Origin of the sequence: Xylanibacter caecicola (assembly GCF_013166515.1) — a bacterium.
Lineage (GTDB): Bacteria > Bacteroidota > Bacteroidia > Bacteroidales > Bacteroidaceae > Prevotella > Prevotella caecicola.
This window is the reverse complement of sequence record NZ_JABKKJ010000027.1, coordinates 1-14,782: the sequence shown is the minus strand read 5'-3', so window position 1 is coordinate 14,782 and position 14,782 is coordinate 1. Positions and strand designations below refer to the sequence as shown.

The following is a 14,782-nucleotide window of genomic DNA, read 5'->3' as shown; positions in this document are numbered from 1 at the left end:
TTGAAGTCTGATACACCCTCCGAGGGTGATTGGCAATAAAAAAGGGAACAAAAACAAACGCATCCGGTGGCAAATCGGCGGCACGGTGCAATCATCTGAAAAAGTGAGATGCACACTCCAAGTCCCGCTCAAGTTTTCAACCGTTTTCCAAAAGGTGGCTTTTTAGCTTCCAAAAGGTGCCCTTTCAGACGCAGAAAGACGGTCTTTTAGCTCCTAAAAGGGCACCTTTTGGAAAGTGAATGATATCATATTGATTATCTGTGAGATACGGAAGACAAAGAAAAGACTGTTCTTTTGAACTTTTTCATCTTGCAGTTTTCGATGGGAGAGGTGTCAAAAGACTCGCTTCCGTCCCTTATGTTACAGTCCTCGAAAATGAAGTCCGCAAGCCTGTACTTGTCAGATGCGCCGATGTCAAGAAACATTCGGCAGTCCATATCCACACGCCTCACCGTGACATCATTGCACTGCGAAAGCGGCATGTCGGGACGTTCCTGCATTTTGAAAAACTGTGTCCACGGGCGCACCACTATAAAACTTCCGCAGTTGCCCGTAAGGTCTTCAACGGTGATATACTCATAGTGCTGCGGCGTGTCGGGGCGCATCTTGAGCCACAACACCCTGTCCGCCCTCTGCACACGGCAGCGGCGCAACACCACGTTGCGGTCGTGCAGGCTCTCGCTGCCCAGCGTCAGACAGCCGTGCACCCGTCCGTAGGTGCAGTTCTGTACGACGATGTTGCGGCACGGACCGTTGTCCGGATCCTTGTCGGCGAATGTTCCTTTGCCGCCCTTCAACACCACGGCATCGTCGTTCACACTCATATAACATCCGTCAATGAGCACGTCGTGACATGCGTCGATATCTATGGCGTCACTGCTTGGAGCCTTTATGCCCTCCGTCGGGGCGAAAATGTGGCAGCCGAGAAATCTCACGTGATGACAGCGGTAAATATGGTTGGTCCAAAACGGACTGTTTACAAGGCGCACGTCCTGCACCGTCACGTTGCAGCTGTTGGAGATATAGACAAGCCGCGGGCGCTGAGCATCCTTGTTCGTGCACTCCGGGTTCCAACGGCGGCGTATCCAGAACTCCTCCCAATAATGTCTGCCGTTGCCGTCTATCGTCCCCTTGCCCGCTATGGTGAAGCCGTCTACGCCGTCGGCGTTTACCAGTGCGGCGAAATATGTGCATGTCTCACCCTCTATTCGGGTTTTCATCACCTTGAAATCGCTTATGCGCTCGCTTCCCTTCAGCACACCGCCCTCTTCTATATAAAGATGTGTGCCCTGTCTGAAAAACAGTGAACCGCTGAGAAACGTGCCTCGCGGAATGACCACCACGCCACCTCCGCTCTCTGCCGCCATGTCTATTACCCGCTGCAATGCTTCGGTCTGTAGCTTTGTAGAGTCGTTTTTCACGCCGTGGTCGGTCACGACGAACCTGCGTCCCAACGCATCTGCATCCACGCGCGACGTGTCTGCAAACCATGCCGGCATCACGCTGCCGTCGGGAAATGTCTCCTTGTCCGATTTTGCCGCAGCCGTAAGCACCGTCATCAGCAGTGCGGCTGCAATCCATTTGTGTCTTTTCATGAGTGTCTTTAATATATTCGTTATTTCTTTTCCGATAATCATCAGGCATTCATCGCACGAGCCTCATCCGGCGCCACAGCCACGACGGTATCATTCGCCATAGCGCCACGAGCATCCGGTAACGTCGGTCGATGATGCAGACATGTTTTTTCTTCTCTATGGCACTGACTATTTGACGCGCTACACTGTCCACATCCATAAGCATGGGATAGCCCTTGCCGTCGCCGAGCAGGGGCGTAGCCACAAACCCGGGGCGTATGTCCGTGAAGTCGATTGCGAGCCTTCGCGTTGTCGCCTGCTGCTCGAGAGCCTGTATATAGACGTTTTGAAAGGCTTTTGTCGCACTGTAGGATGGTGCCGATCCAAGCCCTTTGACACCCGCGATTGACGACACTACGGTTATATGCCCTCGTCCGCGGCGGACAAAATAGCGATAGGCGGCACCCACCATGCGCGTAAAGCCCTCTACATTGGTGGCAACCGTTGTCATTTCCACATCCGTGTCGAGTGTCATGTTCTGTTTTCCCACGCCCGAAGCATGGAAATACAGATCCATGCCGCCTAATTTGTCTATGAGGCGGAGAAGACGTTCCGTGGCATAGCTGTCCGTGACGTCTATCGTCATTGTCTGCACCCGGTCCGGTGCAGACGCTTTTATGCCTTCAAGAATGTCGCCCCGGCGAGCGGCAATGCCCACCTGCCACCCGCGTTCCAACAGCAGGCGGCACACTGCAAGCCCTATGCCCGACGAGGCTCCCGTGATAACTGCTCGTTTCATATATTGCGAAAATAGCAATATTTGGTGACATAAAGAAACTTTATGCGTGTTTTATGAACGTTTAAAATAAAAATCCTTATCTTTGCATAATAAGTAGGTCGTAGCAACTGATTGATACCATTGTCCGGCACCTGCTTGCCTATTTTAATTTATAAAAACAATACAACGTATATGAAAGACTTTTTCAAGCAAATGTTTGCCACCATTGCCGGCATATTGGTACTTACCATTGTCACAGGCATACTGGGCGTAATGAGTATCGTCGGAATGGTTGCATCGGGTTCTGCCACAAAGAATGTGAGCGACAACACCGTACTCGTCATCAATCTTCAGGGCGTTATGGAAGAGCGCGCCGAGGACAACATCATGGCGGAACTGACGGGACAGACAATGCAGAACATAGGACTGGACGACATGCTCAACGCAATAGAGAAAGCCAAGAACAATGAAAACATAAAGGGCATATACATCGAGGCGGGACTGTTTTCTGTCGATTCGTATGCTTCGATGCAGGCTGTACGCAGGGCACTTGCCGACTTTAGGAAGAGCGGAAAATGGATTGTGGCATACGGCGACACATATACGCAAGGTACATATTATCTGGCATCGGTGGCAGACAAGGTGTTGCTGAACCCGAGCGGACAGATCGACTGGCACGGAGTGGCGGCACAGCCGATGTTCCTAAAGGATCTCATGGCTAAATTCGGGATAAAGATGCAGCTGGCAAAGGTTGGCAAATACAAGAGCGCACCGGAGATGTTTACCGCCGACGGGATGAGCGAGCCGAACCGCGAACAGATGACCGCATATATAAAAGGTATATGGGAAAACGTATGTAAGGAGGTTTCGGCAAGCCGCAAAATAAGTGTAGAGACTCTGAACACATACGCGGACAACTTCATTACGCTGGATGATACGAAGAATTACGTAAAGTATAAGATGGCGGACAAGCTTGTGTATACCGACGAGATAAAGGACGAGATAAGGAAAATGATGAAGCTCGACAAGGACGACGACATCAACACGGTGGGGCTTGCGGACATGAAGCAACTGAAAGGCGGCAAGGACAAGGGAGACGAGATTGCCGTTTACTATGCCTACGGAGACATTGTCGACAGCGAAGCGGGCGGAAGCATGATGTCACAAGGACACAAGATTGTGGGAACGAAGGTTTGCAAGGACCTTGAAAAGCTTATGAACGACGATGATGTGAAGGCCGTGGTGCTGCGTGTAAACTCGGGTGGCGGCAGCGCATACGCATCGGAACAGATATGGCATAGCGTGAAGAAACTCAAGGAGAAGAAACCTGTGGTGGTGTCTATGGGAGGCATGGCTGCATCGGGAGGATATTATATAAGTTGCGTATCAAACTGGATTGTGGCTGAACCGACCACGCTGACGGGAAGCATAGGCATATTCGGAATGTTTCCGGACATGAGCGGACTGCTCACACAGAAACTCGGTGTGAAGTTCGACGAGGTGAAGACAAACAAGTATAGTGCATTCGGCACACAGGCACGCCCGTTCAATGAAGAGGAAATGGCATATCTTAATGCTTACATAGACCGCGGATACAACTTGTTTAGAAACCGTGTGGCTGAAGGCAGGAAGATGAAAACGGAAAATGTGGAGAAACTGGCTCAGGGACGTGTATGGCTGGGACAGGATGCTTGGCGTAACAAGCTTGTTGACGAACTTGGTGGTCTGGACAAGGCTGTGGCTAAGGCTGCCGCACTGGCAAAGGTGAAGGAATATCACACGGCGGCATATCCGGCAAAAGCCGATTGGATGGAGCAGTTTATGAACAAAGCTTCCGGAGGCAGCTATATAGACAACAGCATGCGTGCCGCACTGGGCGAATATTATGAGCCGTTCATGCTCCTCAAAGACATAAACAAACAGAATGCGATACAGGCAAGGATACCTTATATAATAAAGGTGAAGTAAAACGAAACGGCATTTTCACAAGTAATATATGGAGGGCGACTTCATCAGAATTGATAACCGGCTGTTGCCGCTGAGCTGGCTGTACGGCATCGGGGTGCGGATAAGGAACTGGATGTTTGACATAGGCTTGAAGAAAAGCCGCAGTTTCGACATCCCCGTGATATCTGTGGGCAATCTCACGGTTGGAGGCTCGGGCAAGACACCGCATGTGGAGTATCTCGTGCGGCTGTTGAAAGACAAGGTGAAGGTTGCCGTGCTCAGCCGTGGATACAAGCGGAAGAGCAAGGGGTATGTGCTTGCAGAAAAGCAGACAAGAATGCAGGAGATAGGCGACGAGCCTTATCAGATGAAAAACAAGTTTGCCGACATATATGTGGCAGTGGACAAAGACAGGTGTCACGGTATAGAACAGCTGACGGGAAACAAGGAAACAAATGACACGGACGTCATTATCCTGGATGATGCTTTCCAGCACAGGCACGTAAAACCTGGAATAAACATACTGCTCGTAGACTATCACAGGCTGATAATATACGACCGCCTGCTGCCTGCCGGTCGTCTGCGCGAACCCCTGTCGGGAAAAAACAGGGCAGACATTGTGATAGTGACAAAATGTCCGCAGGACATGAAGCCAATGGACTTCAGGGTCATAATGAGGGCGATGAACCTGTATCCGTATCAGAAACTGTTTTTCACCACGCTGAAATACGGGCGTCTGATTCCGGCTTATTGCGGAGAGAAACGCAGGTTGGATAGTATAGGAAAGAACGAGAACATACTGCTGCTGACGGGCATTGCATCGCCAGAACATATGGTGACGGATCTCAAGCCGTACACGGAGAACATAATACAGATGAACTTCCCGGATCATCACCAGTTTACTCCGAAAGACATAAAAATGATTAACGAGAAGTTTGCAGGCATGCCCTCGCCAAAAATAATAATAACGACGGAGAAGGACAATACACGCCTGTTTGGTATGGAAGGGCTGAGTGAGGAGGTGAGACACAACATCTTCATACTGCCGGTGGAAGTGAGTTTCATGCAGGAACAGGAAGAAATGTTTAACGAAAAGATAATAGGATATGTACGAAAAAATTCAAGAAACAGCATCCTGGCTAAAGCAAAGGATGACAACAAGTCCAAAAACGGCAATCATCTTAGGAACAGGTCTGGGACAATTAGCTTCAGAAATAACTGACAAATATGAGTTCCCGTATCAGGAAATACCCAACTTCCCCGTGTCTACGGTTGAAGGACACGCCGGAAAACTTATCTTCGGCAAGCTCGGAGGCGTGGACATAATGGCTATGGAGGGACGTTTCCACTATTATGAGGGCTACAACATGAAGGAGGTAACGTTCCCCATTCGTGTGATGTACGAACTCGGGATAAAGACATTGTTTGTATCAAACGCATCGGGAGGCATGAACCCCGAATTTAAAATCGGTGACCTGATGATCATAACAGACCACATCAATTTCTTCCCGGAGCATCCGCTACGCGGAAAGAACTTTCCCACCGGACCGCGTTTCCCGGATATGCACGAGACGTACGACAACGCGCTTATTGCACAGGCCGACGCCATTGCCGCCGAAAAGGGCATCCGCGTGGTTCACGGAGTGTACATGGGAGTGCAGGGACCGACGTTCGAAACACCGGCGGAATATAAGATGTACCACCGCATGGGCGCCGATGCAGTGGGAATGAGCACTGTTCCGGAAGTTATCGTTGCCCACCATTGCGGCATCAGAACTTTCGGCATCAGTATCATTACAGACCTCGGATTGGAGGATACCCCCGTCGAGGTTAGCCATGAAGAGGTGCAGGTGGCTGCCAACAGGGCACAACCGCTGATGACGGAGATAATGAGGGAGATGATAAGGAGAGCGTAGGAATTACGAGTGTTGAGTTACGAATTACGAGTTGTCGCTGCGCGATTGATAATTTAATATTGACGAATTGAATTTGTATATATCAACTGCTGGCAGATGATATAAAACCAAATCATAATTCGATAATTCTCAATCGCGCAGCGACAACTCGTAATTCGTAAATCAAAAATCAAAACTCAATAAAAATGGAAATAGCAAAGCTGGGTGAATTCGGGCTTATAAACCACCTTACAAAAGACATAAAACCGGAGAACGAGACGACAAAATATGGCATTGGTGACGACTGCGCGGTGCTGAATTATGGCGATAAAGAAACACTGGTGACAAGCGACATGCTTATGGAAGGTGTGCACTTTGACCGCACTTACATAGACATGCAACACTTAGGATACAAGGCTGCAATGGTGAACATCAGTGATATATTCGCCATGAACGGAACTCCGAAGCAGATGATTGTGAACATCGCGCTGAGCAAAAGTTTTACAGTGGAGGATATCGAAATGTTCTATGCCGGTCTGCGTATGGCATGCGAAAAATGGAAAGTGGATATTGTAGGAGGTGACACCACGTCTTCGTACACCGGAATGGCGATAAGCATAACGTGCATAGGCGAAGGAGAAAAGGACAATATCGTATATCGCAATGGGGCAAAGGACACCGACCTGATATGTGTGTCGGGCGATCTCGGGGCGGCATACATGGGGCTCCAACTGCTTGAACGTGAGAAAAGCGTATACTATCAGCAGGTGGACGAAGCACGGAAAAGAAACGACCGCAAGGCACTTGAGGAACTGTCGCACTTTCAACCGGAGTTTGCCGGCAAGGAGTATTTGTTACAACGTCAGCTGAAACCCGAGGCACGGGGTGATATCCTCGACAAACTGAAGGCTTTTAACATACGTCCCACGGCAATGATCGACATCAGCGACGGATTGAGCAGTGAGATAATGCATATTTGTAAGCAAAGCGAATGCGGTTGCCGAATATACGAAAAGAACCTGCCGATAGACTATCAGACTGCTGTGATGGCGGAAGAAATGAACATGAACGTAACCACATGCGCCATGAATGGCGGCGAAGACTATGAGCTGCTGTTCACCGTTCCGATTGGAGATTATGCCAAGATAGAAGACATGGAAGATGTACGGATAATAGGACATATAACGAAAAAGGAACTCGGCATGATGCTCATAACACGCGACAACAGTGAGTTTGAACTGAAAGCACAGGGCTGGAATCCGCTTGCGTAACAAAAAAGAAAACCTTTTTTACTTATTTTTGTTAAAAAACCGTCTGTTTCTTAATTTTATTAAGGAAGCTTGACGGTTTTTCATTTAAATGTATTACTTTTGCAAACGCTAAAACGAACCAAGCGTTTAAGCGACATAAAAGGTAACGGTGCCATAGCTCAGTTGGTAGAGCAAAGGACTGAAAATCCTTGTGTCCCCGGTTCGATTCCTGGTGGCACCACTCCTCCTTTCATTAGCCCTGTAAGCCTTTAGCTGCAGGGTTTTTCTTTTGTAATTGTTTTTTAATATCTTTTATTTGCCCGGCAAATGGCAAAAGAGTATATTTGCAGATAGTAAATAAACTATTTAAAATATTGTTCAAAGATGAAAAGACTTACATTGGCGGGGGTGATACTTCTGCTTTCCATAGTGTCGGTATATGCCGATGACTATGCAAGATATTATGTCAACATGCCCGTGGAAATTCCTCATGCGGCTCCACCTGTCATTCCGGACAACTCGGTAAACATAAAAGACTTCGGCGGAAAAGGCGACGGAATGACGCTGAACACCGACGCTTTCCAAAAAGCAATAAGTGCGCTCGAGAAGAAAGGAGGTGGTCGTGTGGTGGTGCCGGCAGGTATATGGATGACAGGACTTATCTCGCTGAAAGACAACATCGACCTGCACATCGAGAAAAATGCCGTAATAATGGCATCGGCAGACAGAAACTTGTTTTTCAAGGAGAAAGACGGCAAAAAGGAAAGCAAAGCCACTCCGCTGATAAACGCAAGCAAACGGAAAAACATAAGCATCACGGGCGAGGGAACGATAGACGGCAACGGTGCCCTGTGGCGTCCCGTTAAACGTTCGAAGGTGAGCGATGTGGAGTGGAAAGGGTTTCTCTACATGGGCGGTACTGTGAGCAAAGACGGACAACTGTGGTATCCTTTCAATCTGAAGAAGCATGCCAATACGGCAGCGACGGCAGAGACACAGGAGAAACAGCGCACACATCTCATACGCTTCACCGACTGCGAAAACGTGCTTGTAAAGGATGTAACGATACAGAACTCGCCGAAGTTCCATCTGATACCGACACGTTGCAACAACGTGATAGTGGACAATGTGACAATACGTTGCCCGTGGAACGCGCAGAACGGTGATGCACTCGACATAAGCAGTTGCCGCAACGTACTGATTGTAAATAATGTGATCGATGCCGGAGACGACGGCATCTGTATGAAGGCGGGCGCGGGAAAAGCCGGTCTTGCGTATGGTCCGTGCGAGAATTTGCTGATAGAAAACAATACGGTATATCATGCTCACGGCGGATTTGTGATAGGCTCCGAATTTACGGGAGGCATGAAAAACATTATTGTACGCAACAATCTTTTCAGCGGGACGGACACCGGTCTGCGTTTCAAAAGCGGTATAGGACGTGGCGGAAAGACGGAGAACATCTTCATAAGCGATATCGTAATGACAGACATCAAAGACGAGGCGATAATCTTCGAGTGTACGTATCAGGACAGGGCTGTGGGCAAAAAGGTGTCCGAGACTCTTTCGTCGGGCAAGGACGTGAGCTTTGCACCCGACTTCAGTGACATACACATATCGAACGTAACATGCCGCAACGCCAGGACAGCTATATCCGCACATGGGCTGCCGGGACTTAAATGTGTTAACGGAATAACGATAGACAACTCTATATTCTTCTGTACAGAGAAAGACAAGGACGTGGATGAAACGGTGGAACTGGTAATAACAAATACCGAGTTTCACGTACAGTAGATCATAAAACATTATCCGTATCGTTTTCATAAACCGTAAATGTAAAGGTGGAAAATAATACGACAGGCAATATGCAGGCAGACCTTGGTAAAGACAGGGTCGCCTGCATGTTGTTTAAAGCATACCGCCATAAAGACCGGTACAGAGGTAATTTCTAATAAAAGAACATCTTTGCTTTGCAATTAACATAAGTTGCTGTAACTTTGCAGCCTGATTGAATTTAGAATAACAGCATAATATGGAACAGCAGAAGAAAGAACTTTTTCAGGAAGTCAACGAGGGATATACAATGGCAGAAGCCATGGCGGAGGCTAAACGGTGTCTTCACTGCAAGGTACCGCAGTGCCGCAAGGGCTGCCCCATAAACCAAGACATACCGGACTGGATACATGAGTTGTCCATGGGGAACATGGGTAACGCCATGAAGATAATAAACAACAAGAGCAACCTGCCGGCAGTGTGCGGACGGGTGTGTCCCCATGAGAAGCAGTGTGAGGGTCACTGCGTGCTGGCAAAGAAAGGACAGGGTATTCATGTAGGCAAGCTCGAGAGGTTTATAGCCGACTTCGACGGAGAAATGGGACTTATCCGTGACAATCTTCAGCCAAAGACACGGGGACGAATAGCCGTAATAGGCTCCGGTCCGGCAGGACTGTCTATAGCGGGCGACCTTGCCCGAAAAGGTTTCAATGTAGAGATATTCGAGATGGAACCGGAAGCGGGCGGAGTGCTTATGTTCGGCATTCCGGAATATCGTCTGCCAAAGGAGATTGTACACAGAGAGATAAAGAAGATAGAGGAACTGGGCGTGATATTCCACTGCAACACCACTATCGGCACATTGCTGAACATAGACCAGTTGTTTGAACGTGGCTTCGATGCCATATTTATAGGTACGGGAACAGTGAAACCGAAAAAACTGGATATTCCGGGACGTAACCTCAAGGGCGTAAGGCAGGCAATATATTTCCTGCGCAAGGTTAGTCTTTACAACGAGGGCAGCATCAACCGCGAGGACGTTCCGGTGCACGAGGGCGACCGCGTGTTCGTTATCGGTTGCGGAAATACCGCCATGGACGGGGCAAGGACAGCCATACGCATGGGTGCAAAGAGCGTTGAGGTGATATACCACCGCACAATAGACAAGATGAGTGCACTGCGTTCGGAATATGATGAAGCTGTTGAAGAAGGTGTGAAGTTCTGTTGGGAATCAAGCATCGTTGAGATACACGATGACAACGGTACACTGAACGAGGTTGTGATTGAGCACGACGGCAAGCGGAGAACGGAGAAAGCCGACAAGGTGATCATGGCTGTAGGATCGGTTCCGGCAAGCCGTATCGTATCGACAACCAAGGGTATCGATGTGGACGAACGCGGATATATACTTACGCGTGACGTTCCATACGGCATGACCACACGCAAGGGAGTGTTTGCCGGCGGTGATGTGGTGAACCGTCCGTCGACAGTAGTCCTTGCCATGCAGGATGCTAAACTCGTGGCAGACGGCATTGCACAATATGTTGACGCCATAAAGTTGCTTGAGGCTATAAACTCAAACAATGGAATAAAAACACCGGAAAGGTGATATTCCGAGCATAAAGCATATTTTACTTCAAATACAATTAAAGAACAAAATCAGAACTATGGCATTAAGAATAAACGAAGCAATAGAAAAGAAACGCAGCGGGAAATACAATTGTGCACAGGCAATAGCATGCACATACTGTGACTTCGCAGGAATGAACGAGGAGGAAATAAAGAATGCAGCCAATGCTTTTGGTGTGGGAATGGGAAACATGACCGGTACATGCGGCGCACTGTTAGGTGCAGGATTGATACTCGGCTTAAAGAATAAGGAACGTCCAAAGACAATGAAAGAAATGAAGCAGATAATGGAACGCTTCATGAAAAGGAACGGAACGGTTACATGCAGCGAGCTGAAAGGAGTGCAGACGAAAACTCCTTTACGACAATGCAACGACTGCGTTGCAGACGCGGCAGAGTTTCTGGAAGAAATTCTGGACAATCAATAACATTTCCGGACAAGTATATATACCCAATCATAACGTGACAAATAAGAGTACATATACGATTGTCCCTGTTTATAAACATTGTATCCGGATGTATTGAAAATACAAGTACATATCATTTGCATATAAAACCTGATTATTCAATACATCCGGATATAATTAAAAGACATAAAGAACAGCCGTAAGTCATATTCCTTTATGCTGCTCATTTATAACCGTATCTTATCCTCTGTCTCGTGTCTCGACATCGCGTGTCATTTCATTCGCAGCATCGCGCACTTCCTTTTCCGTAGGATTTTCACCATCGGTTATCACCTGCTGAACAGGCAGTCCGGCGTCCATATACGCTTGTTCTTGTTCCGTTTTCTTTCTTGAATAGTCCATAAGTTATCCTTTCTTCGTTAGTTAGACATTATATGTTTCGTCATGCCTGCATCTGCCGGTATTCCCGAAACATATCGCTAAGTTACGAAAAAAGTTGTATCCTGTATCATTCGCCCCCTGCCTATAAGTCTTTTTCCGTTTTTTTAGAATACATATTATGTTGTGAAAAAAAGGAAAATGTATTTTTAATATCATGCCAAACCCGTATAAAGAGCCTCATCTCACCACTCTGATACACACTTCATACAGCAGATACAGAGGTATTGTAACGAGCACAAGTGTCATGAGATCGGGCGGCGTTATGGCTGCTGCTACAATCATTATCAGCAATAGAGCATGTTTGCGGTATTTTGAAAGCATGGCAGATGTTATCATACCCATCCTGCCGAGTGTCCATGCCACTACCGGCAGCTGAAACACCACACCCATGAGCAACGTCAGTGTTATCAACGTTGATACATAGCTGTCCAAAGTTATCGTGCTGTGCACTCTTTCCGCCACGCTGTATGTGCCGAGAAAACGGAACGATATTGGAAAAAGTACATAATAACTCATTAACACACCGAGTATAAACAGGGCATACACCACAAGTACGATACGCACCGAATACTTATGTTCATTGTCATAGAGTGCCGGCGATATAAAACGGAACAGTTCATACAATATATAAGGAGATGCGCCAAGCAGACCTATATATATCGAGGTGGTTATATGGGTCATGAACTGACTTGAAAGGTCGGTGGCTATAAGTTCAACGTGATATTCTTCAAAGTTGAAATCGCTAAATCCCAACGTATGCACCACCTGTTCTATCTTTCTGTAAGTTACAAAGTCCCATTCACTTGGAGCCAGGAGCAACTGCCATGTAGCGTCCTTGAAACAAAACACCGCAACAGCAATCACACCCGTCACGCTGATTATGCGAAACAGCATGTGCCGCATAACCTCAAGATGCCCACCGAAGGTTAGCAGTTCCGAAGCCTCGTCCTTATTCTCCTGCATCCGTTTTCCGACTGTTATCATCAGATTTCACATTCTTTTCCTCATGTGTCTCTGCTTCGTCTGCTTCTGAAAAATCCAACGGACTCTCCATCCCTTTCTTAAACTCCTTCACTCCCTGTCCCAATCCTCTCATCATCTCGGGCAGTTTCTTTCCTCCGAAGAGCAAAAGAGCCATGCCTCCGATGAGCAGAAGCTCGGTCGTACCTATAAACAAGGGCAGTATTGTCAATACGTTCATCATCATATTCTGTCATTCATTTGTTACCAGATATATCTCACAAGTATCGAAGTTTATCTCCCAGTTGCCGCCTTCTTCGCTTTCCCAACGATATTTTTCCGCCATACGGTCCCACCAGTTCTGAAACCTTGTGCCTGTCTCGCCCATGTCCGTCACCAACTTTTCGTACAGCTCCACATTGTCTGCCGTCACAATCTTCGCCAGCTCGTTCAGACCGTTGCGACGCTCGAACAACTGCTGTATCTCATTTTTCTCGTCAATGGTAACCTGACCAATCATTCTTTTCATGTTACTTTAGTTTTTAGATGAATATTTCTACCATTCCTCTCTATTGTCAAAAGGATCAAGACAATCGTTTTTCACTATCTCACGACCTGCCATAAACTCTCCGTGCTTCTTTATAGCGGCAAGCAGTTCGCGGCTTGCGTTGCGCTCGATGTGTGCCGTGACGCACTGCTCATGACTTGGCGTATTCACCTCAAGCGTGGTCCTGCGGTTCATCCATACGCAACGCCTGCACTGGTATGCGTCGCAGTTGCGGCACAACGGGGCATGGCTCAGCCTGTAGAGTTGCGGATTGGCAATTGCAAGACCGTCTGCCGGACTGCCTATGTCATGCCCGACCTCACTTAAGTAGAATGCCGGACAGACATAGAACCTGCCGTCGGGTGCGAGCGTGATGTTCGTGTCGCCGGCTCCGCAGTTGTTCATCGCGTCGAGCATCATGCGGTCGGTAAGGATGTTCAGCTGCGGCGTCTTGCCGTCTGCATACAGTTCTTCCGTCTTCGTAGCCAACTTTCGGAGAGCGGCGGAATATTCAGTGAAGTCCGCTTCGGTGAATGTCTCGATGTCGGTCAGCACAATGTTCAACCTTGCCGCCTTTTCCAAAACCTCTCCTATGTCACTGATGTTGCGGCACAGTTCTTTCAAATCCGTCCTGAGCACATACGTCAGCGATGTGTCGAAAGCCGTGTCCGCTATTCGTTCGATACCGTCTATAACCACCACGTCTGCCCCGTCGCAATTGCCCGCCGGCATTATCTTCGTGTGGTCTATGCTTTCGATGAGATCCTTGTATTCCTGCGGAATGTCATAATCGGGATAGACGAACTGAATATTAAGATTTTCCTTCATGGCGAAGAGTATACCCGCCTTCAGGTCTTCGATGTCTATGAGACGGCGTTCCGTACGCCTGTTTTCATAATGACAGTAAGACACACTCGTGTCGTCCAATAATATAATAAGGTATTGCAGCATCGTTTCAACAGGTTATTTCGTTAGACTTCGGTCTGTTCTCTTCAAACTCCTCACGTTCTCCTTCCAGTTCCAGTTTGCGGAAGAGCTTGTTCCAGTAATAGTTATTGGCGTGCACACGTGCCTTGTGCATCTTGCATATTGCCGTTGAACGTTGGTATATGGTGTCCGTGCAGGCAGCGTCATAGTTTTCGCCCTGGCACCATGCGCATCCGCTCGCCACCTCACAGTCGATACATTCCTGCGGCGACTGCGTGCAACGGTCAAGCGTAAGGAAAGGACGCAGCCTGTTTTTGTTTATACCTTCCCGCACGTTGCCTATCACCCATGCTTTCTTTTCGCGGAGTGAGTATTGTGCGAAGCGCGTGCAGGGATAGAACATTCCTGCGGCATCCACGGCAAGCATACGTCCCGCACCGCACCAGTTGTTGTTCTCCAGTTCGGGGTCCATGGGCTTGCCGATGCTTTCCGAGAAGAACGAGCAGGCATAGTCCTTGTAGTACTCCCCGTCGATGATGGCGTCCGCCAGCTGCATGAGTTGTTCCTCAAGCAACCTGTCGTCGCCCTCTTTCCATACGTCCTCGAAGACGCAGTTGATGTTCACCTCATGAATGCCTAACGAATAGAGATGCA

Annotated in this window: 15 protein-coding genes and 1 tRNA gene; 8 read left to right on the top strand and 8 right to left on the bottom strand. The window is 48.2% G+C overall.

Going from position 1 to position 14,782, the window contains the following annotated elements:
- Positions 1-254: 254 nt before the first annotated feature.
- Positions 255-1,595, bottom strand: a complete 1,341-nt coding sequence (locus HPS54_RS11225) for a rhamnogalacturonidase (protein WP_172345542.1) — start codon at positions 1,593-1,595, stop codon at positions 255-257.
- A 49-nt stretch (positions 1,596-1,644) separates the two neighbouring features.
- The gene (locus tag HPS54_RS11220; RefSeq protein WP_172345541.1) at positions 1,645-2,373 is read right to left on the bottom strand and encodes an SDR family NAD(P)-dependent oxidoreductase; all 729 of its coding nucleotides are present in this window, start codon (positions 2,371-2,373) and stop codon (positions 1,645-1,647) included.
- Between the two features lie 171 nt (positions 2,374-2,544).
- On the opposite strand from HPS54_RS11220, the gene sppA reads away from it, so the two are divergent.
- The 8 genes from sppA to HPS54_RS11180 all read left to right on the top strand — a co-directional run bounded on the left by sppA (position 2,545) and on the right by HPS54_RS11180 (position 11,274).
- The gene (gene sppA, locus HPS54_RS11215) at positions 2,545-4,320 is read left to right on the top strand and encodes a signal peptide peptidase SppA (protein WP_172345540.1); all 1,776 of its coding nucleotides are present in this window, start codon (positions 2,545-2,547) and stop codon (positions 4,318-4,320) included.
- Between the two features lie 28 nt (positions 4,321-4,348).
- Complete coding sequence (lpxK, locus tag HPS54_RS11210; RefSeq protein WP_172345539.1) at positions 4,349-5,521, top strand: tetraacyldisaccharide 4'-kinase; 1,173 nt, start codon at positions 4,349-4,351, stop codon at positions 5,519-5,521.
- The gene (locus HPS54_RS11205; RefSeq protein WP_172345538.1) at positions 5,406-6,215 is read left to right on the top strand and encodes a purine-nucleoside phosphorylase; all 810 of its coding nucleotides are present in this window, start codon (positions 5,406-5,408) and stop codon (positions 6,213-6,215) included. The genes lpxK and HPS54_RS11205 overlap by 116 nt, the downstream gene beginning before the upstream one ends.
- Positions 6,216-6,400: 185 nt before the next feature.
- A complete protein-coding gene (thiL, locus tag HPS54_RS11200; RefSeq protein ID WP_172345537.1) occupies positions 6,401-7,465 on the top strand; it encodes a thiamine-phosphate kinase in 1,065 nt (354 codons plus the stop codon).
- Between the two features lie 147 nt (positions 7,466-7,612).
- A tRNA-Phe gene (locus HPS54_RS11195) sits at positions 7,613-7,685 on the top strand.
- Between the two features lie 143 nt (positions 7,686-7,828).
- Positions 7,829-9,238 (top strand): glycoside hydrolase family 28 protein, encoded by a 1,410-nt coding sequence (locus HPS54_RS11190; protein ID WP_172345536.1) that lies wholly within the window; start codon positions 7,829-7,831, stop codon positions 9,236-9,238.
- Positions 9,239-9,476: 238 nt separating this feature from the next.
- Positions 9,477-10,826 carry an NAD(P)-dependent oxidoreductase gene (locus HPS54_RS11185; protein WP_172345535.1) on the top strand — a complete coding sequence of 450 codons (1,350 nt, stop codon included), beginning with the start codon at positions 9,477-9,479 and terminating at the stop codon, positions 10,824-10,826.
- A 58-nt stretch (positions 10,827-10,884) separates the two neighbouring features.
- Positions 10,885-11,274, top strand: coding sequence for a C-GCAxxG-C-C family protein (locus HPS54_RS11180; protein WP_172345534.1), 390 nt, complete (start codon positions 10,885-10,887; stop codon positions 11,272-11,274).
- A 219-nt stretch (positions 11,275-11,493) separates the two neighbouring features.
- Here the strand turns inward: HPS54_RS11180 and HPS54_RS11175 are convergent, their stop codons facing one another.
- The 6 genes from HPS54_RS11175 to HPS54_RS11150 form a co-directional block, all read right to left on the bottom strand.
- Entirely contained in the window at positions 11,494-11,655 is a 162-nt protein-coding gene (locus tag HPS54_RS11175; protein ID WP_172345533.1) for a hypothetical protein, read from the bottom strand.
- A 216-nt stretch (positions 11,656-11,871) separates the two neighbouring features.
- The gene (gene tatC / locus HPS54_RS11170; protein WP_253952002.1) at positions 11,872-12,678 is read right to left on the bottom strand and encodes a twin-arginine translocase subunit TatC; all 807 of its coding nucleotides are present in this window, start codon (positions 12,676-12,678) and stop codon (positions 11,872-11,874) included.
- Complete coding sequence (locus HPS54_RS11165; RefSeq protein ID WP_420907322.1) at positions 12,644-12,901, bottom strand: Sec-independent protein translocase subunit TatA/TatB; 258 nt, start codon at positions 12,899-12,901, stop codon at positions 12,644-12,646. The genes tatC and HPS54_RS11165 overlap by 35 nt, the downstream gene beginning before the upstream one ends.
- A 6-nt stretch (positions 12,902-12,907) precedes the next feature.
- Positions 12,908-13,183: a CXXX repeat peptide modification system protein gene (locus HPS54_RS11160; protein ID WP_172345531.1), complete on the bottom strand. Its 276-nt coding sequence runs from the start codon at positions 13,181-13,183 to the stop codon at positions 12,908-12,910.
- Between the two features lie 27 nt (positions 13,184-13,210).
- Positions 13,211-14,152: a CXXX repeat peptide maturase gene (locus HPS54_RS11155; protein ID WP_172345530.1), complete on the bottom strand. Its 942-nt coding sequence runs from the start codon at positions 14,150-14,152 to the stop codon at positions 13,211-13,213.
- Positions 14,153-14,156: 4 nt separating this feature from the next.
- A partial coding sequence (locus HPS54_RS11150) for an SPASM domain-containing protein (protein WP_172345529.1) occupies positions 14,157-14,782 on the bottom strand: 626 nt, incomplete at its 5' end.

Bases quoted from the DNA above. Each gene is read 5' to 3' on its own strand.
- HPS54_RS11185 (WP_172345535.1), top strand. From the start codon at position 9,477: ATGGAACAGCAGAAGAAAGAACTTTTTCAGGAAGTCAACGAGGGATAT.
- sppA (WP_172345540.1), top strand. From the start codon at position 2,545: ATGAAAGACTTTTTCAAGCAAATGTTTGCCACCATTGCCGGCATATTG.
- HPS54_RS11160 (WP_172345531.1), bottom strand. From the start codon at position 13,183: ATGAAAAGAATGATTGGTCAGGTTACCATTGACGAGAAAAATGAGATA.
- HPS54_RS11220 (WP_172345541.1), bottom strand. From the start codon at position 2,373: ATGAAACGAGCAGTTATCACGGGAGCCTCGTCGGGCATAGGGCTTGCA.
- HPS54_RS11180 (WP_172345534.1), top strand. From the start codon at position 10,885: ATGGCATTAAGAATAAACGAAGCAATAGAAAAGAAACGCAGCGGGAAA.
- HPS54_RS11175 (WP_172345533.1), bottom strand. From the start codon at position 11,655: ATGGACTATTCAAGAAAGAAAACGGAACAAGAACAAGCGTATATGGAC.
- HPS54_RS11190 (WP_172345536.1), top strand. From the start codon at position 7,829: ATGAAAAGACTTACATTGGCGGGGGTGATACTTCTGCTTTCCATAGTG.
- HPS54_RS11165 (WP_420907322.1), bottom strand. From the start codon at position 12,901: ATGATGATGAACGTATTGACAATACTGCCCTTGTTTATAGGTACGACC.
- thiL (WP_172345537.1), top strand. From the start codon at position 6,401: ATGGAAATAGCAAAGCTGGGTGAATTCGGGCTTATAAACCACCTTACA.
- HPS54_RS11225 (WP_172345542.1), bottom strand. From the start codon at position 1,595: ATGAAAAGACACAAATGGATTGCAGCCGCACTGCTGATGACGGTGCTT.
- tatC (WP_253952002.1), bottom strand. From the start codon at position 12,678: ATGATAACAGTCGGAAAACGGATGCAGGAGAATAAGGACGAGGCTTCG.
- HPS54_RS11155 (WP_172345530.1), bottom strand. From the start codon at position 14,152: ATGCTGCAATACCTTATTATATTATTGGACGACACGAGTGTGTCTTAC.
- lpxK (WP_172345539.1), top strand. From the start codon at position 4,349: ATGGAGGGCGACTTCATCAGAATTGATAACCGGCTGTTGCCGCTGAGC.
- HPS54_RS11205 (WP_172345538.1), top strand. From the start codon at position 5,406: ATGTACGAAAAAATTCAAGAAACAGCATCCTGGCTAAAGCAAAGGATG.